The sequence below is a fragment of the Rhizobium fabae genome, assembly GCF_003985135.1.
GTDB lineage: Bacteria > Pseudomonadota > Alphaproteobacteria > Rhizobiales > Rhizobiaceae > Rhizobium > Rhizobium pisi.
The window spans coordinates 153,046-179,244 of sequence record NZ_ML133654.1 but is presented as its reverse complement, the minus strand read 5'-3'; the positions used below and the strand labels follow the sequence as shown (position 1 = coordinate 179,244).

The following is a 26,199-nucleotide window of genomic DNA, read 5'->3' as shown; positions in this document are numbered from 1 at the left end:
CGCAGGAAATGAGGGCGCACACGACAAGGGAAGCGAGAAAAATGGAAGCTCAGAAGAAGCTCACACGCGCGGAACAGAAAGCGCTGCGGCCCATCCAGATTCTCGATGCCGCCTTCGAGGAATTCGTCAGATGCGGCTTCGCGGGCACGCGCGTCGAAGACATTGCCGACAGGGTCAACGTCACCAAGGGTACGGTCTACGTCTATTTCGAGACGAAGGAAAAGCTCTTCGAAGCCATGATCAACCACTTCTCCGTACCGTTCCAGGAACTGTTCGCGATCACCGAGAGCCTCAGCGGCAGCGCCACCGACAGGTTGATTTCCATTCTCGGCCTGCTCTACGACCAAATCGCCGAGGATCGCACGACCCGCGAACTGACGCGGCTCGTCATTGCGGAAGGACAGCGCTTCCCTGACCTGATCGACCGCCACCACGATCAGTTCATCGCGCCTATTATCGCCAAGGTCGACGCTCTCATTCTGGAAGGGGTTGCATCAGGGGAGTTTCGCGTCGTTCCGGTGGAATTCTCCGACATCGTGATCGCACCCATCCTGACGACAACGGTTCTGCGGTTGATATTCGACAACCGCCGCGTACCCACTCCCGACAAGGAGGCCTTCCTGCGGACCTATCTCGACCTGCTGTTCAATGGCCTGCTCGCCGAGCCTCGCTGATCGTCGTTGGCTTCGCCCGCCGTCGATCATCGAAGCCGCCGCGCCGGGTGGCCGATTTCTGTGCCAACGAGGTTTGGAAGGACGTTTTTAAGGAGGCCCAACATTTTTAAAAATGCGCAAAACATCGACTGCGGATCTTTGTTGCATCCATTTTTTTAAAATGTTTGGTCTCCTTAGAAACCTCTTTGCCACTTATAACATATTGAATCTATTCATATTCAGTGGCAAAGAGGTTTTTAAGGGAGCGATTTCCCGAAAATTTCGGCGAGCATATCTGCAGAGTATATGCAGACGCCGCCGCTCCCTTCGTCGCACTGCGGGGCTCGGTTTGCGACAGCGCTGCGGCCCGTCTTCGCCGAAAGAGGAAAATACCGCGCAACGCACGTAGCTTTTCTGAAGTCTTTATGTGAAAACATCGAGTTAGCTTATGCCTTCGAAGGCACGACCTGAATTCGTGACGGAATAACGTGGAACGCAAAGTCAATCTCAAGGATGTCGCGCGCGACGCTGATGTATCGCTGAGCACGGCCTCGCATGCGCTGAACGGAACCGCGCCGCTGACGATCGAAGTGCGCGAAAGGGTTCTGGATTCGGCCAAACGCCTCGGCTACCTCGAACGCCGCAGGAAAAAGGCGACGATTGCGACGTTGCGCGTCCTGCTCCTCGCCATTCCCGATGACGCCGCGCCGGAGAGCGATCTCAACCTGGTGAGCTGGACGATCCTCAACGGTCTTCGCAAGGAATGCGAGCGACGCGGCATCAGGATCGTACCCTATGTCAGCACCGGTCGGCGTATCGACGGCCCTCAGGTCAGGCAGATCGCTCTTTCCGAGCGTGCCGACGGCATCGTGGTGTTGAACGACGATCAGCCGGAACTCATCCGCAGCCTCGCCTCATCAGACATGCCCGTCGTCATCGTCAACGGCGAGGATCCGGCGATGTTGGTTGACACCGTGACGCCGGAAAACCGCTTCGGCGCCCGGCTCGGCATCGAGCATCTGCTCGGGCTCGGCCATCGCCGCATCCTGCACCTGACCTGGAAGGGCCGCACGACGATCCAGCGCCGGTATGACGGCTTTTCCGACGCCTATTTCGCCGCCCAGCTTGCCCTTCCCAAAGACTTGATCGTGGAAGCCGAGGGATATGAGCCGAAACATGGCGAGGCCGCCATCAACGCCCTGCTCGACCGCGACCCCACGATGAAAGGCGCCACCGCCGTCTTCTGCGCCGCCGACAACCTGGCGCTCGGCTGCCTGAAGGCCCTGGCCGAGCGCGACATACGCGTGCCCGACGCAATCTCGGTCCTCGGTTTCGACGACATCGTCCCCGGCGAATTCAGCCGCCCGCCCCTTTCGACGGTCAGTGTGCCCACCGACCGCCTCGGCGCCGCAGCACTCGCCCTCATTGAACAGCGGCTGATCGCCAACGACCCGCAACGCCCGGCCCACCGCCTGGAACTCGGCTGCCACCTCGTCCTGCGCGGCAGCATCGCGCCGCCGCGTTAAGCCAGTCATTAAAACGAAATGAGCGGCTCAGGCGATCGAGCCTGAACCGCTCCTCTTCGCAGCGGAAGAAGCGCGCCGCGTGGGTTCGATGCGGCGCGCTTCATGCGGTTCTACGGCTTGCGAGGACGGCTTTCAGCGCCCAGTGTTATACGCCGGCCTCGTTCACTTCATGCCCGTTCCGGCAATACCCGTCGTGATGTATTTCTGCAGGAACAGGAATACGACGGTGACCGGCAGCAGGCTGAGGAAGGTCATTGCCAGGATATAATGCCACTGCACCGAGAACTCGCCTTGGAAGGCGTTGAGGCCGACCTGCAGGGTGAAATTCTCGCGGCTGTTGAGGACGATGAGCGGCCAGAGGAAGTCGTTCCACCGCCAGAGCACCGAAAAGATCGCCAGCACCGCAAGCGCCGGTGCCGTCAGCGGCAGGATGATGCGCCAGAAGATGCAGAATTCGCTCGCCGCATCGACGCGCGCCGCCTCTATCAGCTCGTCGGGTATGGTCAGCATATATTGCCGCAGCAGGAAGACGGCCGTCGGCGAGGCGATCGTCGGCAGGATGACGCCCCAGAGATTGTCGGCAAGCCCGACGCCGACGATGACGAGATAGGCCGGCACCATGACGACGGCGAGCGGAATCATCAGGGTCGAAATGATGATGACGAAGACCGTGGTGTCGCCGCGAAATTTGTATTTCGACAGCGCAAAGGCCGCCATGGCGTTGACAACAAGCGTCAGAAGCGTTGCAACCACGGTGACGAACACCGAATTCCTGAGGAAGGTCAGGAAGTTGAAGCGCGTCAGCGGATCGGTGTAGTTCTCCGTCGCCATGGTCAGCCGCTGCACCGGCGTGATCTCCTTGACGTCGACGCTGACGGGCTGGCCCGGATTGGCCGGATCGACCATCTGGGCCTTGAGGCCGACGCGCCGGATCAGGGCCATTTCGCGTGGCTTGCCGTCGACCGTCACCTGCCAGAGGCTGAGCGGCTTGTCGTAGCCGGGCACGGTCTGCTCCACGGCGGCGCGGGGAAGCAGCGTCGGCGGGAAGCGGGTGATCTCGGCCGCCGGCTTCAGCGAAGAGAGCCCCGCCCAGACGACGGGAACGAGCACGGCGAGCGTTCCGCCGATCAGCCAGACCCAGGACAAGATGTCGGTGATATCGATGCGTCCGGCCCGGCGGGTGCGCGCGAGAAAGCTGATCGGGTTCATCTCAGGACTCCATTCTCTTGCCCAAGCGCAGTTGTATGAGGGTGAGAACCAGAAGCACCAGCCCCATGAGAACCGATGCGGCGGAGGCAAGCCCGAAGAGACGAAGATCGCTGCTGAATGCCATCTGGTAGATGTATTGGACGATGAAGCTGTTGGCCGTGCCCGGGCCGCCGCCATTCGTCAGAACCCAGGCTTCGTCGAAGATCTGCACGGATTTGATCATCAGCAGGATGAAGACGACGAGCAGGTTCGGAGCAAGGAGCGGAAGCGTGATCCTGAACAGCGTGCGACGCGGCGAAGCGGCGTCGATGGAGGCGGCCTCATAGAGTTCCTTGGGTATCGCCTGCAGGCCGGCGAGCAGAATGAGGGTGTAAAAGCCCATGTGGAACCAGACCGACACCACGACCACGAAGAAGCGCGACCAGCCGACATCAAGCAGGAAAATTTCAGGAGGGACGCCGAGCATCTGGAAGAAGGCGTTCAGCAGCCCGTTGCGATCGAGGAACCACTTCCAGATCAGGCCGATGACGACGGGCGACAGCAGAACCGGATAGAAGAACATCGCCCGGAAGAAGCCCCGCGCAAAGATCGCCCGATTGAGGATCAGCGCCGTGATCAGCGCCACCAGCAAGGTGGCGACGACATTGCAGGCGACGAACCAGAGCGTGTTCCAAACGGCCGTCCAGAACAGCGATTCCTGGCAGGTTCCGGGCTGCAGATAGTTGCCGCAGGAAAGCAGGGCGCGGAAATTATCGAAGCCGACGAAGGGCCGCTCCGAGACGAAAAGATTGGTGCCGCCGGTGAAGGCGTAACCGACTGCGATCGCAATCGGCAGGAACGTGAAAATGGCGAACAGAACGAGGTTCGGCGCCAGGAACAGCCAGGGCATGCGTTTGCGGCCGAAGACGCGCTCCACCGCATTCATCGGAGCCTCGACCACCCTCATCGCCGTCTCGCCTGCCTGGGAGAGCAATACACCAGCCGCCATGGTCAGAGCCTCCCCTGTCCCGATCGGCGGGCAAAGGCAAGTTCGGTTTTGGGATCGAACAGATGAACACGTGCCGGATCGGCATCGATGACGAGCCGTTCGCCCTGAACAGGGGCGAAATGGCCTGCCTCATGGATGATGATCTGCTCGTCCTGTCCTTCGAGATTGCCGTAGACATAGGTCTCGGTGCCCAGGCCCTCGTGATACTGAACGACGAACGGCAGGCCCTGCCCGCTGGACCGCGAGAAATGCGCCGGTCTTATGCCGGCGAGAACCGCCTGCCCCACGGCAATGCCGGCGGGGTCGACATCGCTGACGATCCTGCCGCCGCTGGCGACATCGATGGCGATGCCGCTTTCCGTGATGGCAGCGACCTTGCCCTTGATGATGTTCATGCGCGGAGAGCCGAGGAAGCCGGCGACGAAGAGATTGCGCGGATGGTCGAACAGTTCGAGCGGCGCCCCGACCTGCTCGACGCGCCCGGCGCGCAGCACGACGATCTTGTCGGCCATGGTCATCGCCTCGACCTGGTCGTGCGTGACATAGATCATCGTCGTCTTGATCTCGCGGTGGAGCTTGGTGATCTCGGCGCGGGTCTGGACGCGCAACGCCGCGTCGAGGTTCGACAACGGTTCGTCGAAGAGGAAGATATCGGGCTCGCGCACGATCGCCCGGCCGATCGCTACGCGCTGACGCTGGCCGCCCGAAAGCTGCTTCGGGCGCCGGTCGAGGTAGGGTTCGATCGCCAGCATTCTCGCGGCTTCTGCAATCCGCGCCTCGATTTCGGCGCGCTTGAACTTCAGATTTTCAAGGCCGAAGGCGAGGTTCTTGCGCACGCTCATATGCGGATAGAGCGCGTAGGACTGGAAGACCATGGCAATCTTGCGCTCGGCCGGCGAGAGCGCGCTGACGTCGCGCCCGCCGATCGCGATCTTGCCCTGCGTGACCTCTTCGAGACCGGCGATGACGCGCAGCAGGGTCGACTTGCCGCATCCCGAGGGGCCGACGAAGACGACGAATTCGCCGTCCTTGATATCGAGTTCGACGTCATGCAGGACCTTGACCGTGCCGTACGCCTTGTTGACGGTGGAAAGTTTCAGTTCTGCCATGCCCCACTCCCATCAGGTGCCGCCGTTTCCACGACGTCGATTTCGTTCCAGCCTTGCGGCAACGGTGTCGGCCTCGTGATCCGCACCTCGTTCATCAGTATCCCGGTGACGTCAGCCACGTAGACCGCCGGCATTCCTCCCGGATAACGCTCAAGACCGATCACCCGCCCGTTCGCGCCGCGGGTCCACGCATTGGCGCGTCCACCGCCATCAGCCTTCGGGGCGAGATCGGCGTTGGTCGGGCGCAGATCGTAGCTCTGCCCGGTGCCGAGCTGCCCGGGTTGCTGGTCTAAACCGATGCGCCTCAGCCATATGTTGCGGATGCCGGCCGGCGCGGCGGCGATGACGGTGATCGCCCCCTCCATGTGCCCGGTCACGTCCTCGACGATGAGATTTTCGATGGCGCCCGCGGGGCGTTCGGCAACGCGGTCGACAACATTGACGGTCAGCGCCTCCCCCGAGCCCCAGAAACCATCCGGTGTTTCCCGGCACTCTACCGTAATCCGCGAGAACCTTATGTTCGAGATCCGCCCGCCGTCGCGCGAGAAGATGCCGAGCGCCCTGTTGGAAGCCGAGACGCTGCAATCTTCGAACACGACATTGGTGACATCGCCATGGGTTTCCGTGCCGATCTTCAGTGCGCAGCTCAAGCTCTGAACAGAGCATCGGCGGACAAGAATGTTCTCGCATCGCCCGATGGCAACGCCTTGAGGGCCGATGCTTGTCTTCAGGCAGATGCCGTCGTCGGCCGTCGATATGCTGCAATCCTCGATGACGGCGCCGCGGCAGGCGTCGAGCACGATGCCATCCGTATTGGGAAGGCGGCGGTCGTTTTCGATGGTGACGTTGCGGACCGCGACATCGGTGCAGTTGACGAAGTGCAGCGTCCACATCGGCGAGCGGCTGACGTGGATGGACCTGATCTCGACCTCGTCGCAACCTTCGAAAACGACGACGCGGGGACGGAATTCGGCTGGGATGAAGGTTCCCACGGTCTCGTCGTCACCTGTGATGAAGCTGTCGCAACCGGCTTCGATGCGCCCTTCCCCCGTCAGGCTGATCCGCCGCGCATCCCTCGCGACGATCATGCCGCGATCCGATTTTTCCGCGATCACCGAAACGCGCGTATGCGCGTAAGCCGCATAGTCGGGAACGGGACGCAGGATCGCGCCGACGGCAAGATGCAGATCGACGCCGGAGTGCAGCCGAAGCCCTCGGCAGAGGTGGATGCCGGCGAGCAGCTCGAGGCGCCCGCCGCCGGCAGCCGAAAGGCTGTCGATTTCAGCCTGCAGCCGGTCGGTATTGTCGCCGTCGAGCGCTTCAATCGCGACGAGAGAGGTGGCACTCATTGGCGACGGCCGCTTTCGATCAGGACTTCCGTCAGGAGCAGCATCGTCAGCGCCTGGCCGTAAGGCGTCGGCAGGTTCGGGATGCGCCGGTAGAAATCGAGGTCATGGCCCATCGGCGTGCCGTCCGAAACGCCGTGCACGACGCCTTCCTCGTCGATCTCAGCCAGCACCGCCGCAAGCGCGCGCTCGGCATGAACCTTGTCGCTCTTGTCGAGAATGCCGGCATCGATGGCGCGCAACATGCCATAGGCGATGCCTGCCGTGGCCGAAGTTTCCAAGGGCGAGGACGGATCGTCCAGAAGCGTCGTGAACATGCCGTCCGGCCGCTGGTATTTCTTCAGCGAACGCACCTGGCTGACGAGGACGTTCGACAGGAAACGCCGGTCCTTCTCGCTGAGCGTCGACACGAGATCGAAGAGTTCGGGGATCGCCACCGTGATCCAGGCATTGCCGCGCGCCCAGAAGGCATTGGCGAAATTGTGCCGGCCGTTGAAAGTCCAGCCGTGATACCAGAGGCCGCTCACCGGATCGGAGAGGTAGCGGGTGTGGATCACGAACTGGTAGACGGCCTCGTCGATCCAGTCGTTGCGCCCGCAGAGCACGCCGGCCTGGGCGAGGAAGAGGCCAGCCATGAACAGCGTGTCGTCCCACAATTCGCCGTCGTTGAGGCGCTCCTTAACGACGTGCTGGAAGCCGCCGTCTTCGGTCTTCGGCAATTCCTTGACCAGCCATTCGGCCCAGTCTTCGACGAGGGCGCGGAAATCGGGGCGGTCGACATGCTGGACGAGGATGGCCAGCGGGAGCATCGGCGCCGTGCTGTTGATCTGGCGCGGCGGAAGGCCGCGTTCGATCTGGCCGCTGTACCAGACGACGAGTTCCTGCAGCGCCTTCTGGTCGTTGGCGGAAATTGCGCGGCGCAGGAATCCGTAAAGGCCGACGCCGACTTCCCAGTCCCATTCGTCGAACTGGATTCCGGATGCGGCGCTGTCGGCCACCAGACCTTCCTTGATGCCTCTGAGCCGGCTGAAAGCCGTCGCCACGCGATCGATCGTCGTCAGGAGGGCGGCGTTATCGACAGATGTTGTGTTCATGCTGGAGACCTATGTTCAGGAGTAGAAAGGCCCGTCAGTGCCGGCGCCGGATGCCGCACTGTCGTGGGTGAGGATCGGATGCGGCTGATCGTGCGTGAACGGCCGGGCCGTGCCGCCGATCGAAAGACCGTCGGCATAGGAGAGAGAGATCGCCGGGCCCCCCGGCGGTGTCAGGGAGAGACGCCGAAGCGCGGGATCGAAGAAAACCGCCGTCTGGCACAGGCGTTCGATGAAGGCCTTGAAGGCGTCGCTATTGCCGCAGCCGATGATTGCAGCCCAGCCGCAGAGCGCCCCGTAGGAGCGTGCCTCGCGCCCAGCGGTCGGGCCGTCGGTGATCAGCTCCAGCCCGTTCGACGCCCAAAGGGCCGAAAATCCCCTGCCCGATCGCGCAATCAGCCACTTGTCTTCAATGATGAGATCGTCGAGGCCGTCGCGGCCGACATAGGCGTGCGTCCACGCATGCCGCGCATCACCCGTATCTTCGATCAAGAGAGCGACGTCGCGAAGCTGGGCGACGCGCGGCAGAATGCCGTTGCCGGCCCAATAGGACGGTCTTTGATTGCCCCAGGGATCGTCTTCACCGGGATGGTTGACCCAGAGCCTCGCCATCGGGTGGCCGGCCAGCCTGACATCGAGGACATGCTGCTGGTGTCCCTTCTGGCCGGTCTTGTGATCGACGACCGTCGAAAGCTGGGCTGCCTCGTTCTTGAACAGCACGAGCTTTCCGCTCTCGAGCCCCTGGCGGTAGCGCGCCTCGACGTTTCGTCCTCGCGGAAGTGCTGCAAGCCCGGCGAGATCGGCGGGCGGCTCGTAACCGCCGGCGCAGAACATGGTCAAAGCCGCCACGCCGTTGTTGAGGAAGCCGGTTCCGAAGGCGACCTGGGCGAAGGGCGCCAGCTCGGTCAGCGGGCCGGCGCGCAGCTCCTTGTCGTAAGCGCGCCCCTGCGATCCCGCCGGTACGCCGGCGAGCGTGTGAAGGGCGATCATGCGGAAGATGAGATCGATCTGGCCGCGCGCCCGATCGGCGATCCCGCTCTCTGCCCAGCGCTCCAGCGCCAAGAGGCCGATGAAATCGATCGGGTAATAGGCGGCCGAGTTCCACTCCGCCAGGCCATGGGCTTCGACGCTGTCGAACCAGCGCCCGAGACGCTCGACGGCGAGTTCGGCCTGCTGCCGTCCCGTCCTGCCGGAGGCTGAAAAGACCTCGTCGGGCAGGAGAAGCCCGGCCAGAAGCTGGCTCGTATGGAAGCAGAGCACGTGGTTCTCGCTCCAGAACCACATCGCGTCGTTACCCGGCTCGTCGACCCAGTAGCGGTAGGAGAGAACGGAACGGCGGATGCGATCGACCGTGGCCTCGGGCATCCGGTCGCCATAGGCGCCGAGCAGCCACAGGAGCGGCACCATGATGAAGTCAGAGCAATCTTCCCGCGCGTCGATGGAGGCGAGCGTCGCATCGACGATGCGGTCGAAACTTTCCCGGTCGCTATAGTCGGTTTCCATCATCGCGATGAGGCGCCCGGCGCGGTTGGCGCCGAAGCGGGCGCTGTATTCCAGCGCCTGCCGCTTGCGGGCGGCAAGCGACGCCTCGGCCGGCAATGGAGAAACGCTGCTCATGAAGGCCGCGTCAATGACGCGCGTGACCGAACCGGGGCCGGAACCGATCGTCATGTGGATACCGTGATAACCGTCGGCAATGCCGCAGACGTCATCGACGGTCAGGCGGTCCTGATGGGCGCGCAGGGTCAGTTTCGCATGGGCGAGGATGGGCCGCTCGTGACCATGGCCGACGACCTTGAGTTCCACTGGCAGGTCGCGCGCGGGCGCCGTGTCGAAAATGATCTCCAGCGGCTGATTGACGAAGACATCGCGCGCTGGCCGCACGCCGCGCGACAGGGCCTCCAGTTCACGGACCTCGTCCTGGTCGAGCGATACCGGCAGCAGCACCGAAAGCGGCTCCTCGTCCAGCATTTCGAGTTCGAAGAACCAGGTCGTGTCGCGCTCGGCAAGGTCTTCGGTGTGGACGAGAATCTCGTTGTCCCCGGCTTCGAGCGCCAGGCGTATTCGGGTTGCGCTCTCGACGTTACGCCTAAACGGCTCGAAGCACACCGCTTCCTGCCCGTTGACCCATATGCGAACCCCGCCGCAGGTCTTGAGCGCGAGATCGAGCGTGCGTGGGGCCTCGGTCCTGAACGTGCCCTTCAGCCATTTCCTGACATGCGTCGGCACATGCCAGAAGCTGGTGAATTCGACGCGGCGGTTCGAGCCGGGAAGATAGAGGCTTTCTGTCGGCCAGGATGTGTCGGGCAGAAGCGGCCGCCCAACCATGGTCGACCAGAAGGCCTTGCGGCAGGGCAGGTCGCCGACATCGACGAAACCATTGATGAAGCGATAGTTCACGCGATCTTCGGCCGGGGCCGGCACGCCGGGAAAATAATTGGCGATGAGACCGGACACGGCCCATGCCGTTATCGTCTGACCCTTGGCGACGCCATAGGCTGGCGCCATGTCGTCCGGCTGCTTGACGCTTTCCGTCTGCACAGATCGCCTCCTCCGCAATCATATGAAAATATTTTCATTACTTTATTTCACTGCGTCGCTTTGAAAATTGCTCAAAAACATCGCGATTGCCGTAGAAAATAGCTTGACGGCAGGAATGTCAAGTATATGAAATTCGTTTATCGATGGCTGAGGCCGCGATTGATGAAAATGTTTTCATGGGAGGATGAAAATGAAAACCTATTTCTCAGGGGCTCTCGCACTGGCGCTGGCCACCGTTTCTTTCGCATGGTCCAGCGTGGCCATGGCGGAAACCCAGACGATCACCTTTCTCTTCACCGACGACGACCAGGCTTACGTCGAACGGATGGAAGCGCTGAGCAAGGAATTCGAGACGGCGCATCCCGACATCAAGGTGAATTTCGTCTCGTCGGGCTATGATGCCGTCGCCAAGCAGCTGCCGGTGCAGCTCGCCATCGGCGAAGGCCCCGACATCGCCAAGATCACCGACTGGCAGCTGGCGCCCTATTACCTCGACATGCGCCCGCTGATGAAGGATCCGGACGGTTTCGCCAAGCTGCACGGCGACAGCCTGAACACGCTTCGCTTCCCCGGCGTCAACGATCCGAATTCGATCAACGGCTATGTCGCCTCGCAGACCTTCAACCTGCCGTTCGTCAACAAGACGCTCTTCGAACAGGCCAAGGAACCGCTCCCGAAGCCGACCGCCACGCTGAAGGAGATCGTCGAAGCTTCCGCCCGCGTCGCCAAGGCGACGGGCGCCCAGATCCCCTTCACGATGGACCGTTCGGGCCACCGCTTCTCGGGTGCTGCCTTCTCCTACGGTTCCAACTACGTCAAGGACGGCAAGTTCCAGTTCCCCGACGATGCCGCCAAGCGCTACATCACCGATCTCTACAACTGGACAAAGGACGGCTCTTTCCCCAAGGAAATGTGGGGCGCTGCCGGCGGAACCCAGTACAAGAACATGGGTGACGAGTTCGTCAACGGCAATGTCGTGACCTATATCGCCGGCAACTGGATGGTCAATCCGTTCCAGCAGAAGATCGGCGACAGCTTCGACTGGACGGCAATCAGCGCGCCTTGCGGCGATGCCGGCTGCTACGCGATGCCGGGCGGCACGGCGATCGTCGGTTTCAAGCGCACCAAGTATCCGCAGGCCGTCGCCTCGTTCATCGAGTTCCTCGGCTCTGAAAAGGTCCAGCGTGAGATCGCCGAAAACTACGTGATCCTGACCGGCGCCAACATCAAGGATCCGCAGTACAAGCTGACCAGCAAGAACGCCAAGGACGCCATGGCCGTCTTCCTCGCAGCCCGCGACAGCGCGCCGCAGGCCGCCCGCGACCTTGAACGCCTCAAGGGATCTGGGGCCATGTATCAGCTGATCGTCCAGCGCATGAGCCAGCTGATCGTCGGCGAGCTCTCCCTCGAAGACACCTTCAAGGCGATGAGCGCAGACGTCGACAAGATCAACGTGGCGCTCACCGCCAACAAATAACCCCACAGATTGCGCGCTGCATCAGCCACGACCTCGCAACGGGCCGTGGCTGATCGTTTTTTTGTACACGCATGCGCCGCTCGAAAGCCTAACTGCCTGGCGCTCCCTCTGAACGGTCGAGCAATGTTGCCGGAATTACTGCCCGATCAAGTATATTCAGGCGGTCTTACGCTCTGGCGGAGAAGTCGTCGTGACACGCGCCGCGGGAGAGGCTATAGGCGTCGTGATCAGTTCAAATGCCGGCAGGCCCGGCCACGTCCAGCGACCGTCTACCGTACAGAGGTGCATTTCCATGCCGATGGGCTCCGAGCATCCGCTGCGAAGGGAACTTCACAACGAGCTGCACGCGCGGCCGTCGCTTTATTTCGATGGCGACACCGATGTCTGGCATGTCGCAATCGTCGGTGACAACGCCCCTCCTGCAATGCCGCAGTTCCTGCCGGGACTGGAGGATGTCTCCACCACCACCGAGGGCAATCACGGCATCGGCCGCTTCGGCGATGGCCGGCTGAAGTGGGAGGCGCATACCGAGTTCCTCACCCTCACCTTCGTCACACCGGCAGTCTCAGCCCCCGGCAGCCATCCGCCCGAGGCCTTTCAGGCCTGCTGCGACAGGATCGACGGAAAGGTGATCGCCGCCGTCCGGGTGCTGGTGCGCGACGAAAAGGACGGGCAGGCGCTCGAGAAGCCCAAGCTCGATTATGTCGCCTCCAAGGTCGGCGGCGGCGATGCCGAAGTGCATTCGAACTTCCGCCTGAGCGACAGCGGTTTCGTCGAATTCCTGTTCTTCAACCGCAACCTCAACGCCTATCGCACCGGCCGCATGGTCCGGCGTTTCCTGGAGATCGAGACGTACAGGATGATGTCTCTGCTCGCCATGCCGATGGCGCGCGAGACGCTCTCGCAGCTCTCGGCCTTCGACCGGCGCCTCGATCTCCTGATCGCGCACATGCAGAGCGCCGTCAAAGTCGATAAGGCGCTGCTTTCCGAAGTGACCAGGCTTTCCTCCGACGTCCTCAACTTCTCCGCCCTTGCCCGCCATCGTTTCGGGGCGACGAAGGCCTATGCCGAGATCGTCGCCAGCCGGCTGTCGGAGCTGCGCGAGGAACGCGCCGAGCAGCGCCAGCGGATCGGCACCTTCATCGACCGGCGGTTCCAGCCGGCCGTACGCTCGGTGCGCGCCGCCGAACGCCGTCTCGATGAACTCGCCGAACGGGTCAGCCTCGCCGGCGACCTCCTGAGAACCACCGTGCAGGTTCAGCTCGAGGATCAGAACGCCTCGCTGCTGACCTCGATGGAGGAGCGGGCGCGCATCCAGGTGCATATCCAGCAGGCGGTCGAAGGCTTTTCCGTCATCGCCATCACCTATTACACCGTCGGCCTCGCCAAGATCTGCCTCGAAAGCATTTCCGAACTGGGCGTCGATCCGCATATGGCCAAACTCGCCGTGCTCGCAGCCATCCCGCTCGTGCTCTTTGCCGTTTGGACCGCCGTTCGACATGTCCGCAGAAGCATTGCCAGCGCACCGCACAGCCCGGTATCCGGAAGCCACTGACGCTGCGAGGCGTGGTGAAGCGAAAATTCCCTTTCGCCGGAAAGGAAATCTGCGAGACCTGGAACAAGGCCGGGCCGAACCCCGTGCGCGTCATGGACGGCAAGCGCGATCTCGGCCTCAATTCATGGTGATCACCGAACCGGCTGGACCGGCTATTCCCCCTTTTCGTCGGTCTCCTCCGCCGTGGGCTTGGTGCTGAAGAGGCTCTTGAGCGCGTTGGTCTTGGATTTTTGCGCCTTGCTCAACTTCAGCGCTCGATTGGCGGCCTTGGCCTGTTCCAGCATCATTTCGATCTGGATCTGCTGGATCTCGGTCAGCCGTTCCCACTGCCGGTTCAGCAGGTGATCGACCTTTTCATGCAGGTGGCGGATTTCCAGCTCGGCCTTGAGATTGACCTTATAGTCGTTGAGCGCCCGCAACCGATCCTTTGCTTCCTGGCGGCGCTGGCTCATCATGATGATCGGCGCCTGCAGGGCGGCAATGGTCGAAAGGATAAGGTTCAGCAGGATGAAGGGATAGACGTCGAAGGCAGCCTTCTCGCCCAGCAGCAGGTTGATCCCCATCCAGACGGCGAGGAAGAAGCAGAAGGAGATGATGAAGGTCCAGCTTCCGCCGAAGGTCGCGACGACATCGGCGACACGATCGCCGAGCGAACGGCGTTCCTCGTAATCCTCTTCGATGTTTTCGGCGAGCGTGTCGTGGGTCTTCAGGCTCTCGACGACTTCGTCCTCGAGGTTCGAGAGTTCACCGCGTTCGTCGCGCAGCAATTCGGCGATGTATTGGCCGCGATAATCATCGACCAATTTACGACTGATATAGTCGTCCGAGCGGATGCCGGGGTGTTTCTGCCGCACGAAATCCGCAAGCGAGGGGCGCAAATCGTCAAAATGGAAGGCGTCCTTCTTCTTCAGTGCCGCGCCAGTGATCGCGTCCACCAGCTTGACCGACTTTGCCTTGGCCTGAGCCAGGCTCTTGGAATAGTCGTCCATCTCGACGGTGGCGGCCTCCCCGTGCCCGGCATCGAAGTCAACGATTTCTCCTGTTAAATCCAGGGGTTTCCCTTCTGCCATCTGCTGATCCTCGCTGCCGATTTTTCGCCCGTCTAGACATCAATTCCAACAGGATTGTGACGTCAATCCTGCCGTAATTCTAAGGGCCTGATGCAGGTGCGATAGTGTGTCGCGCAGCCGCTCTGCGCGTGCGGCCAACCTGCGGTCCCACGGCACAAGAAGGTCATTCGGCGGGGCGATGCGAGCCGGGCCCGGGCGGGTTGCCTCCTGCATCCACGATCGCTCGGACGACGAGCGCAATGCGTTCGTCACGCATGCCGGGCCGAACGCGGCCCGACCGTTCTAGCTCGGCAAGTCCGTGAAGGGCTGCCCAGAAGGTCTCGGTCACGATCTCCGCATCGGCGCAGAACGGAGATACCGCTGTTGCCAGCACCTCAAAACCGGCCCGAAGTTCCGCTTTCGTGTCAGCCTCCGCGAACCGCAATTGGGTCGGGAGGATAAACATGGCCTCGTAGAGCGACGGGCGGCTATGCGCGAAGGCAATATAGGCCATGGCGACATCCCTGAGGGCATCTCGTCGGCTGTTCGCCCCGTCCACCGCCGCCCGAAGAACGGCCGTGAGCTCCTCGAAGCCCTCGACTGCGACTGCTGCTACGATGGCGTCCCTGTTTTCGAAATGTGAATAAAGGACCGGCTGGCTGTACTCGATCTCCTTGGCCAGACGGCGGATCGTGACGGCATCCCATCCCTCGCTCTCCGCAATTGCACGGGCTGCCGCGACTATACGATCTTCGCGATCGGCACGTTCACGGCTTTTTCGCTCTGCGATACCCATTCCCAACCTCCATGCCCTGCCCCGCTGACATCAGGATCATATCACGGCTTGAATATCTAGCAACGCTAGCCTATATCTAGCGCTGCTAGATTATTTCAAACCGCTAGAAGGATGGCGTGATGGATTGGCTTCTGAATGGGATCGGCCTGCTTGTGGCCCTCGCAATTATCGCGATCGGCACCGGCTATGTCGCGACCCCGACGACCATGGTGCGCAGTTTTGGCCTGCCGCTTCCTGGAAATGACCCTGCTATCCCCTGGTGGCTTCGCCTCAAGGGCATTCGCGACATCGTGGCGGGATTGCTCGTGCTAGCATTCATGCTGTGGAGTGCCCAACGCGAAATCGGCATCGTCCTGCTGGTCGAGGCAATGATCCCTATCGGCGACATGCTGGTCATTCTCGCGGCGAAAGGCTCCACCAGGAGCGCCTTCGGCGTTCATGGCCTCACGGCCGCGATCATGGTCCTGGCTGCCATTCCCATGATCGCAGCTGCGCACTGAGATGGCTCATATTCTTTCACTCTGGTTCTTAGGCGTCGCATTGTCATGCGCGGGGATCGTCAATGCGATCGGCACATCGGGCACGCGAAGCGATTTTGCCCGGTGGGGCTATCCGCGCTGGTGGGGTATCTTGACGGGCGGACTTGAAATATCGAGCGCCGCCCTGATTGCGTTTCCCGTCAGCCGCATTCCTGGCCTGGCGCTTGGGGCAGTCGTCATCGCAGCCGCGATATTCACCGTCCTGCGCCACCGCGACTATCAGCACCTTCCGCCGCTGAGTGTCTTCGTCAGCCTGATCGCTCTTGCCACGATTTCATCTTGAGCGAGGCGCTTGTCCGCTTTGGAGCCGGTAGTAGAAGACGTTCAGATCAAGCGCGAAGTTGTCAGGTCGGGATTATGGCACACAGGCAAAAGGCTCAATCACCATCTGCCGATGTAGCACCCTCAGCTCTTGCAAAGGATCGAGCCACGTTTCCTCCAAATAGCTGCCTTCAGCCCTCCAGAATTCCCGCAATCCTGACCAAGTCTGCAACCGACGAAGCGTGCATTTTCCGCATCATGTGACCGCGGTGAAGCTTCACTGTGGCCTCAGCGAGTTGAACCTCTGCCGCAATTTGTTTGTTCAGCTTCCCGGCGACAACCAATGTCATAATCTGCCGCTCACGCTCGGTAAGTTTGGAATATCTTAGGCGCAGTGCAGCCGATTGGTTTGCCTCTTCGCGTCGAGCGCTATCACTTGCCAAAGCGCGGTTCACTGCTTCGAGCAGGTCCTGCTCCCGCACTGGCTTGGTCAGGACATCGATAGCTCCGGCCTTCATGGCGCGGACAGCCATCGCCACATCGACATGAGCGCTGATCAGCACCACAGACCTTGGGTGCCGGCCTTTTGCGAGCTCCTCTTGAAACTCCAGGCCGCTCTGGCCCGGCAAGCGAATATCCAGGACGATGCAGCCTGCACGATCATGGTCATCCGCTGTAAGAAACTCTGCCACCGAGCCATGAGTTTCAGCGACAAGTCCGACAGATTCGAACAATCCTCTCAGAGCTTCGCGGACACTTTGGTCGTCATCGATGATGATGACTGTCGGCCGGCCTCTCTTGCGATTATCTATCATGGACAACAGCGCCCTCCGCCATTGGCAAGGTGAACGTAAACAGGCCCCCGACGCTGCTCTCCCCCACTGAAGCCCAAATACGACCACCATGCGCTTCGACGATTGAACGGCATATCGATAAGCCCATTCCGATACCGTCGGCCTTCGTGCTGTAGAATGCTTCGAAAATCCGGTCCAGCTCACCGATCGGGACCCCACGCCCCGTGTCTGAAACACTCACGCGGACAAGCTGCTCCTCCACAGCGCATCTGATGTTGATGCGTTTTGCTATTGAAGAAGCTGTCATCGCTTCGGCGCTGTTCATGACCAAGTTGAGAACAACCTGTTGCAGTTGCGTCCTATCTCCAACAACTTCGATAGGGTGTTCTGCCATTTCGAGACCAACCTCTATCCCGCGCCTTTGAAGTTCGCCGGTCAACAGATTCAGCACCTCACGTACGGCGGGTTTGAAGTCCGTTTTCTCAATTTTAGCAGGCAACTTCTGAGCCATTGACCGGATGCTGGCGATAATGTCGCCCGCGCGGTGTCCGTCCCTGACGATACTTTCGGCTGCCAGACGCGCCCGCTCCAGATCGATGTGACCCGGCTGTAACCAGCGCAGACATGTTCCGGCATTCGTGACGATTGCCATCAGCGGCTGGTTGACTTCATGGGCAATCGAAACGGCAAGTTCACCTGTGGCCGTCATCCGGGTCACATGCGCGAGGTCACTCTGGCTTTGCCGCAAGGACTCTTCCGCCCGTTTACGATCCTCGATATCCACGACGACGCCATACCATCTCACAACATTTCCATCTGAATCCAGAAGGGGACTTTGTCGAAGGTTAAACCACCGATATTCGCCATCGGCGCGTCTGATACGGGCATCTACCGGGCGGCTTTTTTTTGAGGCTACGATATCGTCCCAGACCACACGCATCGGCTCGACATCATCAGGATGAAACATGCGATAAAAACCGAAACCGACGATCTCTTCAAAAGGTAGACCGACATAATCGATCAAGTTTCGATTAAAATATTCAAGCCGGCCATCCGAGGTGCAGGACCAAGCCATGGCGGGTATCGTGTTGATAATAAGACTGAGCTTGTGTTCACTCTCCCTGAGCGCAGCTTCGCTTTCCCGAAGAGCATTCTCCGCACGTTGCAGGTCTTCGATATCGATGTTGACACCAAACCAACGAACGACGCCGGTGGCATCGACTAGCTTTCGCCCTGAAAAGTAAAACCAACGGTATTTACCGTCTGCTCCGCGAATGCGTCCTTTCAAAACAGTGTGGTCGGAATGCTCAAGGTCTCTCTTCCAGATGTCCACCATACCGGCAATATCGTCTGGGTGATAAAGCTCCAGGAAGCCCCAGTCGAGAATTTGGTCAGCAGGACGGCCTGCATAGTCCAGCCAGCTTTTATTGACAAAATCGGCGCTGCCATCCGGTCGCGCTGACCATACGAGAACAGGCAGCGAATTGATGATAAGGCTAAGGTTCTGCTCGCTGGCCGCAAGTGCAGTCTTCGTTTCCTTCAAAGCGTTTTCGGCCTGTTTGCGGTCTTCGATATCGAGGACCACACCATACCATCTCAAGACAGTTCCTTCGGCATCGAGCCGCGGCTTCTGCCGAAGCGTGCACCAACGATATTGGCCATCTGCGCGCCTCAGCCTGCCCACGACCTCTCTGGCATGCTTCGAGGCCATGATGTCATGCCATTCCGAAGCAAGATGTGACGTGTCGTCAGGATGAAATAGCTTATAGAATCCCACTCCAGAGATTTCCTCAAGCGGCGCCCCGATAAACTCGAGAAAGTGCTGGTTGGCAAAATCGAGCATGCCTTCCGACGTTGCGGACCACACCATGGCGGGGATCAGATCAATAATGGGATCGGTTTCCGGCTCTCGTTCCACCGCACTCTCCGTTCAGAGTTTGAGACGTTCCGCAGCCTGGAAGTTCCGACTCAATGTCAGGAAATAGAGAAGGATGGCCGATCGTCCGCCGGAAATAGTTACGGGATTTCCAGGCGTTGCGTAAGGATGAATCGATATACGAAGGTCTATGGTTGCAATGCCATCGTCTAGTTGCACGTGACCTAAATCGCAATTGAGAGCGATCAGAAACCCGCTTACTCCTACACATAGAGGCCCTTGATGAATGGCGACGTCGGCAGGTCCGTCCTCGCCGTCACATCGAACGTGCATTGAAATTCTACATCACTGCCATTTCCTGACCTGAGGCAACAGCCTCCGGTGACGTTGTTTATCGCGACGGCGTTTGCTCGGTCTGAACGGCCCAAAGCAGCCCTCACTCGAAACCAATTTTCGTTTCATCTCGACTTATGGGGAGACTATCATGCGTAGTTTGATTATGTGCCTGATGTTGGCGACAGCCAGCATGACCGCGGCAACAATGGTAAGCGCGCTTCCTGCGCACGCCGCGACTGACGTTCGCGAAGCTCCGGTTCCCATCCACTACCGAACTGCGAAGATCGAGGGCCTCGATATCTTCTACCGGGAAGCCGGTCCGGTCGACGCTCCGGTCGTGCTGCTACTCCATGGTTTTCCGACATCCTCCCACATGTTCCGGAGTCTGATCCCGCTTCTTGCAGACCGATACCACGTCATTGCGCCGGACTATCCGGGTTACGGGCAAAGCGAATCCCCCGATCGTAGCAAGTTTGCCTACACGTTTAGCGGCGTCGCCGATATCGTCGACAAGTTACTGAATCAATTGGCGGTCAAAAGCTACGCGATGTACGTCATGGATTATGGTGCACCGGTGGGCTACCGCGTGGCGCTGAAACATCCGGAACGGGTCAGTGCGCTGATCATCCAAAATGGCAACGCCTATGATGAAGGGCTGAAGGAATTTTGGGATCCCATCAAGACCTACTGGTCCGATGGGTCAGAGAAGAGCCGTGAGGCGCTCTCCGGTCTGGTCACGCTCGAAACGACCAAGTTCCAGTATACCGATGGCATGGAAGACGTGTCGCGCATCAGCCCTGACAACTGGGTTCACGACCAGGCGCTTCTGGACCGACCGGGCAACAAGGATATCCAGCTCGATATGCTGTATGATTATCGCACCAACGTGCCGCTTTACCCTGCGTTCCAAAGTTTCTTTCGCGAACGCAAACCGCCCACGCTCATCGTCTGGGGCAAGAACGATTATATCTTTCCCGAGGCCGGCGCTCATCCTTATCTCAAGGATCTTCCGGATGCCGAAATTCATATCCTGAACTCAGGTCACTTCCTGCTCGAAGAAAAGCTGGACGTGGCTGCTCCGCTAATCAACGACTTCCTGGATCGCAACGTCGCAAAGAAGTGACCATCAGGCATGGTCACCGGCGGTGCGACCAAGGTTCCGCCAAGCCGAGGTCGCACCGCTGAACAGCAGTTACTAAATTCCAGATTTTGGAGATCCCCATGGTGTACCATTTTTTGGAAGTTGCAATCACGCCGAATGTACGGCTTGCACAAGCTGAAATGGGTGCCGATCAGATTTGGTTAGGCGACCACCATCGAGAATCCGACAACTTCACCGACAGCGAGCTGGCTTTCATCTCCGCACGGGACAGCTTCTACATTGCCTCTGTGTCGGAAACCGGCTGGCCATATGTTCAGCATCGCGGTGGGCCAAAGGGCTTTCTGAAAATCGTCGACAAGAAAACGCTGGCTTTTGCCGACTACAGGGGCAACCGCCAATATATCAGTACCGGAAACTTTGCCGCAAATGACCGGGCCTGTCTCTTTCTGGTGGATTACCCGCGACGAGCACGCCTCAAGATATATATGCATGTCGAGAAGCTGACACTCGATGCCGACCCGGCACTGACCGACCTTGTTTTCGACGCCGGCTACCGAGCAAAGGCAGAACGGATTTTCCGGCTGCGGCTGAAAGCCTTCGATTGGAACTGCCCTCAACATATCACACCGCGTTACACCGAACACGAGGTCGAGAAAGCGGTAGCACCGTTGCGGGAACGCTTGGCCGAATTGGAGCTGGAAAATGCACAATTGCGTACTCGGCTCGAGGCCATGGGAGGAACATAATGGAGCCCCCATTGCCGCCCGCGCTTGCAACCTCAGCCTGCATCCTCCGTTGCTGACTTCGCTGGGGTGAAGTCTGTTTGGCTTGTTGATAGTTAAGGACACTCCCATGAATCGCCCGTCAGCATCACGCCAAACGGTGCCGGAAGAAGATATCATCGAAGCGAAGGCTTTTGTCGACCTGTTCATGATCGCGCCCCAGACGCTCGTCGACCAGGCTGAGTTTCGCTGCATGCAATTAGCTGCAGGTTGCGCAATATCGCTACCCAGCGCGCCCGCCATCGGTCTCAATCGTGTGCTCGGCATTGTAGCACTTGAAGATCTCGACACGGCCTATGAATGGATGAGCAAAAAGGCAGGCCGCCGCTACTTACAAATGAACGCTGCCACCGCACCTCAACAGACACACGATTGGACAAGGAAACGGGGCCTTGTTCCACAAGGTAACGGATGGGCAAAGCTACGGCGAGCAGCGCCTTCTACGCCACTCATCCATTCTGGAGAGGTCGCTACCCGGCAGGTCAAAGTCACCGAAGCCGAAATCTTCGGCTCGATGATGTGCGCCGGATTTAACTTTCCGGCAAACCTGACACCGCTTTGGTCAGCGATCGTCGGGAAGGGCGGTTGGAGCTGCTTTTTCGCGGAATTGGACGGCAGGCCGATTGCGACCGGCGCGATGTATGCGGCAGACGGCTTTGCGTGGCTTGGCGGTGGCGCGACCGTTCCCGACTTTCGCAATCGAGGGGCACAGAAGGCACTCATTACCGCGCGTCTGAACCAAGGTACCGGTCAGGGCGCGCACACATTCGTCGTCGAAACCGCCCAGCCTTCGGCCGATGAGCCGAATATCTCTTACGCCAATCTCATCGTGGCAGGATTCGAGCAGATTTATACGAGAATGAATTACCGGTTTCCGGACGGTTCATAAGGGACGTCAGGCACCTTGGGTCTGCGACGCGAGCGGTTGCTGTCTTCCAATTGTCGCGCTTGCCGGATCAGTGCTTCGAACTCTGAGAGAATGTCATCTGCTTCTGTATCAGCCTGCAAACCCACTCCCAAGCACCGCCACCGGCCCTACCCGAAAGGATTATCGACGTCGTGGGCTGTTGCGAGACCGTCCGCCAGGTCATACGTTTCTCTGATCCAACCTCAGAAGGAGCAGCAGATGCAGATCGACCTCGCAGGCAAGACCGCTCTGATTACCGGATCTACCGAAGGCATCGGCTACGCGATCGCCCGCCAGCTCGCGAGGGCTGGCGCGGACGTGGTGATCAACGGGCGGTCTGAAGAAAAGACCGCAAAGGCCGCCGAACGCCTGAAAGGCGAAGGTGCCGAGGGCACCGTAGCCGCCGTCGCAGCCGATGTCGCAACCGCTGAAGGGTGTGGCGCTCTCGTCGCCAAGGTTCCTCATGTCGATATCCTGATCAACAATGCGGGCATCTTCCAGCCGCTCGACTTTTTCGAGGCCAGCGACGAGGTGTGGGATCGCCATTGGCAGGTAAACGTCATGTCGGCCGTCAGGCTTTCGCGTGCCTACCTTCCGGGCATGCAGAACGTTGGCTGGGGTCGCGTCATCTTCATCGCATCGGAATCCGGCTTTAACATTCCGGTGGAGATGATTCATTACGGCGTTAGCAAGACCGCCGATATTGCGGTTGCCCGTGGGCTCGCCAAGCGCATGGCTGGTACGGGCGTTACCGTGAACTCGGTTCTCCCCGGCCCGACACTCTCCGAAGGCGTCGAGGCAATGCTTGCCGAAGAGCGTGCGAAGACGGGCAAGCCGATCGAGGAGGTCGCGGCGGACTTCGTCAAGAAGCATCGTGGCAGTTCGATCATCCAACGAGCTGCAAGCGTCGAGGAAATCGCCAACCTCGTAACCTATCTGGCGTCGCCTTTGGCATCCGCGACGACCGGAGCTTCCATGCGCGTGGACGGAGGACTGATCGACACGCTCTGAGGTGATCCCTCACTGTTGATTTCCACGCGGAACTGAGCCGGTTTTTCCACCGAGAAGTGAGCCACCTCTGAGTATGGTTTTCTGATCAGGATTTGGTCAAGGGATTAGCTTTTTCTCCTCTCTTCTGGGCCGCGACTGCCGAGCTGGCTTTGAAGCGAAAGCTATCGTTGCCGGTTTCGAGGATATGACAACGATGGGTGAGACGGTCGAGGAGAGCGGTGGTCATTTTGGCATCACCGAAGACGGTCGCCCATTCGCTGAAGCTGAGATTGGTCGTGATGATGACGCTCGTGCGCTCATAGAGCTTGCTCAGCAGATGGAAGAGCAGCGCTCCGCCTGAGGCACTGAACGGAAGGTATCCGAGTTCATCGAGGATCAGTAGATCGAGGCGCACCAATGTCTCAGCAATCTGTCCTGCCTTGCCCTTGGCCTTTTCCTGCTCAAGGGCGTTGACCAGTTCGATGGTCGAGAAGAAGCGGACTTTCCGGCGATGGTGCTCGATCGCCTGAACGCCGAGAGCGGTTGCTATGTGGCTTTTGCCTGTGCCCGGTCCGCCGACGAGCACGATATTCTGGGCTCCGTCCATGAACTCGCATCGATGCAGTTGGCGCACCGTCGCCTCGTTGATCTCGCTGGCTGCGAAGTCGAACCCGGAGATGTCCTTATAGGCCGGGAAGCGAGCTGCCTTCATGTGGTAGGCAATCGAGCGAACCTCGCGCTCCGCCATCTCGGCTTTCAGCAACTGAGACAGGATGGGAACGGCCGCATCGAAGGCCGGAGCCCCTTGCTCGATCAGGTCTGTGACGGCTTGGGCCATGCCATACATCTTCAGGCTACGCAGCATGATGACGACAGCGGCGCTGGCAGGATCATGACGCATTACGACCTCCCGCGATCCGGACACGCAGGCCATCATAGCGCTCTACGTTTGCCTTGGGTTCATGCAGCAAGGTCAACGCCTGTGGGGTATCGATGTCGGGACCGTCAGTCGTTTTGCCGTCGATCAGCCGATGCAGCAGGTTCAATACATGCGTCTTGGTTGCCACGCCCGCATTTAGGGCCAGCTCCACAGCGCGAAGGACAACCTGTTCGTCATGATGGAGAACAAGGGCAAGGATATCGGCCATCTCACGATCACCGCCGGGGCGGCGAAGCATCTGGTCCTGCAATTGCCGAAAGGCCAACGGTAATTCCAGGAAGGGTGCACCATTGCGCAAGGCACCGGGCTTGCGTTGGATGACCGTAAGATAATGCCGCCAGTCGTAAATCGTTCGTGGCGGTTTATCGTGACTGCGCTCAATCACCCGCAGATGTTCGCAGAGAATATTGCCCTCGGCCACTACGACCAGCCGCTCCGGATAAATCCGCAGGCTGACAGGCCGGTTAGCAAACGATGCAGGCACGCTATAGCGGTTCCGCTCGAAGGTGATCAGGCATGTCGGCGAGACGCGCTTGCTTTGCTCGACGAAGCCATCGAATGCGGCTGGGAGCGCCATCAATGCTGGTTGTTCAGCGGACCAGACGTCTGCGATCGTACCAGGCAAGGTGCCGTGCGCTGTGTCGCGCCACAGGTCCTGGCAATTCTGTTCCAGCCAGCCATTCAACGCCGCCAGATCCGGAAAGTCCGGCATCTGTTGCCACAACCGTGGTCGGGCGTCCTGAACGTTTTTCTCGACCTGGCCCTTTTCCCAACCCGCGGCAGGATTGCAAAACTCAGGCGCAAAGACGTAGTGGTTCGTCATCGCGAGGAAACGGATATTGACCTGCCGTTCTTTACCGCGGCCGACGCGATCGACCGCGGTCTTCATGTTGTCGTAAATGCCGCGACCTGGCACGCCACCGAACACGCGGAACCCGTGCCAGTGAGCGTCGAAGAGCATCTCGTGCGTCTGCAGCAGGTAGGCCCTGATCAGAAACGCCCGGCTGTGTGATAGTTTGATGTGGGCAACTTGCAGCTTCGTGCGATCGCCGCCGATCACAGCATAATCCTCGCTCCAATCGAATTGGAATGCTTCGCCTGGGCGGAAAGACAGAGGAACGAATATGCCGCGGCCAGCCGTCTGTTGCTCAACCCGCCATTCACGGGCGAACGCGGCGACCCGGCCATAGGAGCCGGTAAAACCCAGAGCCATCAGATCGGCATGAAGCTGCTTCAAGGTCCGGCGCTGCTTGCGCGTTCTCCCGGCCTCGGTCTTCAGCCAGCCAGAGAGTTTGTCGGCGAACGGATCAAGCTTGCTTGGTCGTTCCGGTACCCTGAACGTCGGCTCGATTGTACCGGCACTCAAATACTTCGCGATGGTGTTGCGTGACAGCCCAGTGCGCCGGCTGATCTCTCTGATCGATTGCTTCTCGCGCAGCGCCATCCGGCGGATGATGTTTAAAAGTCCCATGTGGATCACTCCGTTGCCCCCGCCGCTCACCGCGTTGGAGGGAAGGTCACATGGCTCAATTCTCAATGGAAATTATGCGCCTAACCGGCTCAGTTCTGCGTGGAAACCAACACCCTCACCTCACCTGCCAGTTGTTCAGAGGGCGGAGCCTTCCGATCGCCTCATCGACCATGCCCACCATCGGCTCGTGGATGGGCGCAGTACAGAGGCGGTCGACAGTGGAACGGCCGCTTCCTGGATGGTAGCACTGAAAGCGTAGTGGGCCGGACTGAAGGGACGACGGCCCTTACTTCACCGTGATGGCAATACCGCTGAGATCGGCGTTGACTTGCAGGCCTACCTGCTTGCCTGAGAGCTCGAGTTGGGCGCCCTTTTCATTGGTCATGACGATCACCTGGGCGCCTTTGCCGACGGCGCCGCCACCGCCCGCCGCACCGTAGACCCCCGTCACGTCTCGGGCGCGGCGAATGTGGTGAACGGTACCATGGAAATAGGTCTTAGAAGCCCCGAAGGCGAGGCCGCCCGAGATGCCGCCGACAGAGACGGGATAGCGGCGACCATGGAAGGTCAGCGTGCCCTCGCCTCCAGAACCACCGACAAAGAAGGCAGCCTTGTAGACTGAGAAGCTGATCGTACCGCTGTCGGCATGCGCGGCGCCGGCAAAGCTGATTCCTGCTGCAGCGATAACCGCAGCCGCGACCGAACGAAATCTCGACGAAATCTTCATGATGCGAGTCTCCTCAAAATCGAGGCTTACCCAGCCAGGAGGGCACGTAAGCGTCAGGCCAAAGTTACTGCTGAAACATTCTCGCCCGTCATTAGTTCCAAGCACGCGGCCAGAATCCGGCTGCGAGAAGGCCA

23 protein-coding genes are annotated in these 26,199 nt (G+C 60.0%); 10 read left to right on the top strand and 13 right to left on the bottom strand.

Annotated features, from left to right (window positions below):
* Nucleotides 1-41: 41 nt before the first annotated feature.
* On the top strand, nt 42-674 hold the full coding sequence (locus EFB14_RS21385) for a TetR/AcrR family transcriptional regulator (RefSeq protein WP_126828777.1): 633 nt from the start codon (nt 42-44) through the stop codon (nt 672-674).
* A gap of 467 nt (nt 675-1,141) precedes the next feature.
* Complete coding sequence (locus EFB14_RS21380; protein ID WP_126828774.1) at nt 1,142-2,179, top strand: LacI family DNA-binding transcriptional regulator; 1,038 nt, start codon at nt 1,142-1,144, stop codon at nt 2,177-2,179.
* Between the two features lie 162 nt (nt 2,180-2,341).
* On the opposite strand, the gene EFB14_RS21375 is transcribed toward EFB14_RS21380, so the two are convergent.
* The 6 genes from EFB14_RS21375 to EFB14_RS21350 are packed head-to-tail and all read right to left on the bottom strand — an operon-like array spanning nt 2,342 to nt 10,463.
* Entirely contained in the window at nt 2,342-3,388 is a 1,047-nt protein-coding gene (locus EFB14_RS21375; RefSeq protein WP_126828772.1) for a carbohydrate ABC transporter permease, read from the bottom strand.
* A gap of 1 nt (nt 3,389) precedes the next feature.
* A complete protein-coding gene (locus EFB14_RS21370) occupies nt 3,390-4,376 on the bottom strand; it encodes a carbohydrate ABC transporter permease (RefSeq protein ID WP_126828770.1) in 987 nt (328 codons plus the stop codon).
* 2 nt (nt 4,377-4,378) lie between these two features.
* Entirely contained in the window at nt 4,379-5,485 is a 1,107-nt protein-coding gene (locus EFB14_RS21365; RefSeq protein WP_126828767.1) for an ABC transporter ATP-binding protein, read from the bottom strand.
* Nucleotides 5,473-6,834 carry a polygalacturonase PglB gene (gene pglB / locus EFB14_RS21360; protein WP_126828765.1) on the bottom strand — a complete coding sequence of 454 codons (1,362 nt, stop codon included), beginning with the start codon at nt 6,832-6,834 and terminating at the stop codon, nt 5,473-5,475. The genes EFB14_RS21365 and pglB overlap by 13 nt, the downstream gene beginning before the upstream one ends.
* Nucleotides 6,831-7,925, bottom strand: coding sequence for a beta-galactosidase BglB (bglB, locus tag EFB14_RS21355; protein ID WP_126828763.1), 1,095 nt, complete (start codon nt 7,923-7,925; stop codon nt 6,831-6,833). The genes pglB and bglB overlap by 4 nt, the downstream gene beginning before the upstream one ends.
* A 15-nt stretch (nt 7,926-7,940) precedes the next feature.
* Nucleotides 7,941-10,463: a hypothetical protein gene (locus EFB14_RS21350; protein ID WP_126828761.1), complete on the bottom strand. Its 2,523-nt coding sequence runs from the start codon at nt 10,461-10,463 to the stop codon at nt 7,941-7,943.
* 190 nt (nt 10,464-10,653) lie between these two features.
* Between EFB14_RS21350 and EFB14_RS21345 the strand changes: the two genes are divergently transcribed.
* The gene (locus tag EFB14_RS21345) at nt 10,654-11,940 is read left to right on the top strand and encodes an ABC transporter substrate-binding protein (protein ID WP_126828758.1); all 1,287 of its coding nucleotides are present in this window, start codon (nt 10,654-10,656) and stop codon (nt 11,938-11,940) included.
* A 292-nt stretch (nt 11,941-12,232) separates the two neighbouring features.
* Nucleotides 12,233-13,495: a DUF3422 domain-containing protein gene (locus EFB14_RS21340; protein ID WP_126828756.1), complete on the top strand. Its 1,263-nt coding sequence runs from the start codon at nt 12,233-12,235 to the stop codon at nt 13,493-13,495.
* Between the two features lie 152 nt (nt 13,496-13,647).
* Here the strand turns inward: EFB14_RS21340 and EFB14_RS21335 are convergent, their stop codons facing one another.
* Nucleotides 13,648-14,565 carry a DUF1003 domain-containing protein gene (locus EFB14_RS21335; RefSeq protein WP_125844244.1) on the bottom strand — a complete coding sequence of 306 codons (918 nt, stop codon included), beginning with the start codon at nt 14,563-14,565 and terminating at the stop codon, nt 13,648-13,650.
* A 163-nt stretch (nt 14,566-14,728) separates the two neighbouring features.
* The gene (locus EFB14_RS21330) at nt 14,729-15,340 is read right to left on the bottom strand and encodes a TetR/AcrR family transcriptional regulator (RefSeq protein ID WP_126828754.1); all 612 of its coding nucleotides are present in this window, start codon (nt 15,338-15,340) and stop codon (nt 14,729-14,731) included.
* 119 nt (nt 15,341-15,459) lie between these two features.
* Between EFB14_RS21330 and EFB14_RS21325 the strand changes: the two genes are divergently transcribed.
* Both EFB14_RS21325 and EFB14_RS21320 read left to right on the top strand, forming a co-directional pair.
* Complete coding sequence (locus EFB14_RS21325) at nt 15,460-15,840, top strand: DUF4267 domain-containing protein (RefSeq protein WP_126828752.1); 381 nt, start codon at nt 15,460-15,462, stop codon at nt 15,838-15,840.
* 1 nt (nt 15,841) lies between these two features.
* A complete protein-coding gene (locus tag EFB14_RS21320) occupies nt 15,842-16,162 on the top strand; it encodes a DoxX family protein (RefSeq protein WP_126828750.1) in 321 nt (106 codons plus the stop codon).
* A 169-nt stretch (nt 16,163-16,331) separates the two neighbouring features.
* On the opposite strand, the gene EFB14_RS21315 is transcribed toward EFB14_RS21320, so the two are convergent.
* Nucleotides 16,332-16,955, bottom strand: a complete 624-nt coding sequence (locus EFB14_RS21315; protein ID WP_126828869.1) for a response regulator transcription factor — start codon at nt 16,953-16,955, stop codon at nt 16,332-16,334.
* Nucleotides 16,945-18,852, bottom strand: coding sequence for a PAS domain-containing sensor histidine kinase (locus EFB14_RS21310; protein ID WP_125844236.1), 1,908 nt, complete (start codon nt 18,850-18,852; stop codon nt 16,945-16,947). The genes EFB14_RS21315 and EFB14_RS21310 overlap by 11 nt, the downstream gene beginning before the upstream one ends.
* Nucleotides 18,853-19,294: 442 nt before the next feature.
* Here EFB14_RS21310 and EFB14_RS21305 point away from each other — a divergent pair, with 442 nt between their 5' ends.
* From EFB14_RS21305 to EFB14_RS21290, 4 genes are all read left to right on the top strand, one after another.
* On the top strand, nt 19,295-20,269 hold the full coding sequence (locus tag EFB14_RS21305; protein ID WP_126828748.1) for an alpha/beta fold hydrolase: 975 nt from the start codon (nt 19,295-19,297) through the stop codon (nt 20,267-20,269).
* Nucleotides 20,270-20,367: 98 nt separating this feature from the next.
* Nucleotides 20,368-20,994: a pyridoxamine 5'-phosphate oxidase family protein gene (locus EFB14_RS21300; protein ID WP_126828746.1), complete on the top strand. Its 627-nt coding sequence runs from the start codon at nt 20,368-20,370 to the stop codon at nt 20,992-20,994.
* Nucleotides 20,995-21,100: 106 nt separating this feature from the next.
* Nucleotides 21,101-21,919 carry a GNAT family N-acetyltransferase gene (locus tag EFB14_RS21295; RefSeq protein WP_126828744.1) on the top strand — a complete coding sequence of 273 codons (819 nt, stop codon included), beginning with the start codon at nt 21,101-21,103 and terminating at the stop codon, nt 21,917-21,919.
* Between the two features lie 237 nt (nt 21,920-22,156).
* The gene (locus tag EFB14_RS21290; RefSeq protein WP_125844228.1) at nt 22,157-22,948 is read left to right on the top strand and encodes an SDR family NAD(P)-dependent oxidoreductase; all 792 of its coding nucleotides are present in this window, start codon (nt 22,157-22,159) and stop codon (nt 22,946-22,948) included.
* An 85-nt stretch (nt 22,949-23,033) separates the two neighbouring features.
* Here the strand turns inward: EFB14_RS21290 and istB are convergent, their stop codons facing one another.
* From istB to EFB14_RS21275, 3 genes are all read right to left on the bottom strand, one after another.
* Nucleotides 23,034-23,828, bottom strand: a complete 795-nt coding sequence (gene istB, locus EFB14_RS21285) for an IS21-like element helper ATPase IstB (RefSeq protein WP_126828741.1) — start codon at nt 23,826-23,828, stop codon at nt 23,034-23,036.
* The gene (gene istA, locus EFB14_RS21280) at nt 23,818-25,338 is read right to left on the bottom strand and encodes an IS21 family transposase (RefSeq protein ID WP_126828738.1); all 1,521 of its coding nucleotides are present in this window, start codon (nt 25,336-25,338) and stop codon (nt 23,818-23,820) included. Before istA ends, istB begins: the two co-directional genes overlap by 11 nt.
* A gap of 286 nt (nt 25,339-25,624) precedes the next feature.
* On the bottom strand, nt 25,625-26,065 hold the full coding sequence (locus tag EFB14_RS21275) for a lipid-binding SYLF domain-containing protein (RefSeq protein WP_125844227.1): 441 nt from the start codon (nt 26,063-26,065) through the stop codon (nt 25,625-25,627).
* Nucleotides 26,066-26,199 lie beyond the last annotated feature (134 nt).

Coding starts and splice junctions, on each gene's coding strand:
- pglB (WP_126828765.1), bottom strand. CDS start 6,834: ATGAGTGCCACCTCTCTCGTCGCGATTGAAGCGCTCGACGGCGACAAT.
- EFB14_RS21275 (WP_125844227.1), bottom strand. CDS start 26,065: ATGAAGATTTCGTCGAGATTTCGTTCGGTCGCGGCTGCGGTTATCGCT.
- EFB14_RS21300 (WP_126828746.1), top strand. CDS start 20,368: ATGGTGTACCATTTTTTGGAAGTTGCAATCACGCCGAATGTACGGCTT.
- EFB14_RS21340 (WP_126828756.1), top strand. CDS start 12,233: ATGCCGATGGGCTCCGAGCATCCGCTGCGAAGGGAACTTCACAACGAG.
- EFB14_RS21320 (WP_126828750.1), top strand. CDS start 15,842: ATGGCTCATATTCTTTCACTCTGGTTCTTAGGCGTCGCATTGTCATGC.
- istB (WP_126828741.1), bottom strand. CDS start 23,828: ATGCGTCATGATCCTGCCAGCGCCGCTGTCGTCATCATGCTGCGTAGC.
- EFB14_RS21305 (WP_126828748.1), top strand. CDS start 19,295: ATGCGTAGTTTGATTATGTGCCTGATGTTGGCGACAGCCAGCATGACC.
- EFB14_RS21385 (WP_126828777.1), top strand. CDS start 42: ATGGAAGCTCAGAAGAAGCTCACACGCGCGGAACAGAAAGCGCTGCGG.
- bglB (WP_126828763.1), bottom strand. CDS start 7,925: ATGAACACAACATCTGTCGATAACGCCGCCCTCCTGACGACGATCGAT.
- EFB14_RS21325 (WP_126828752.1), top strand. CDS start 15,460: ATGGATTGGCTTCTGAATGGGATCGGCCTGCTTGTGGCCCTCGCAATT.
- EFB14_RS21345 (WP_126828758.1), top strand. CDS start 10,654: ATGAAAACCTATTTCTCAGGGGCTCTCGCACTGGCGCTGGCCACCGTT.
- EFB14_RS21315 (WP_126828869.1), bottom strand. CDS start 16,955: ATGATAGATAATCGCAAGAGAGGCCGGCCGACAGTCATCATCATCGAT.
- EFB14_RS21330 (WP_126828754.1), bottom strand. CDS start 15,340: ATGGGTATCGCAGAGCGAAAAAGCCGTGAACGTGCCGATCGCGAAGAT.
- EFB14_RS21295 (WP_126828744.1), top strand. CDS start 21,101: ATGAATCGCCCGTCAGCATCACGCCAAACGGTGCCGGAAGAAGATATC.
- EFB14_RS21290 (WP_125844228.1), top strand. CDS start 22,157: ATGCAGATCGACCTCGCAGGCAAGACCGCTCTGATTACCGGATCTACC.
- istA (WP_126828738.1), bottom strand. CDS start 25,338: ATGGGACTTTTAAACATCATCCGCCGGATGGCGCTGCGCGAGAAGCAA.
- EFB14_RS21370 (WP_126828770.1), bottom strand. CDS start 4,376: ATGGCGGCTGGTGTATTGCTCTCCCAGGCAGGCGAGACGGCGATGAGG.
- EFB14_RS21365 (WP_126828767.1), bottom strand. CDS start 5,485: ATGGCAGAACTGAAACTTTCCACCGTCAACAAGGCGTACGGCACGGTC.
- EFB14_RS21335 (WP_125844244.1), bottom strand. CDS start 14,565: ATGGCAGAAGGGAAACCCCTGGATTTAACAGGAGAAATCGTTGACTTC.
- EFB14_RS21375 (WP_126828772.1), bottom strand. CDS start 3,388: ATGAACCCGATCAGCTTTCTCGCGCGCACCCGCCGGGCCGGACGCATC.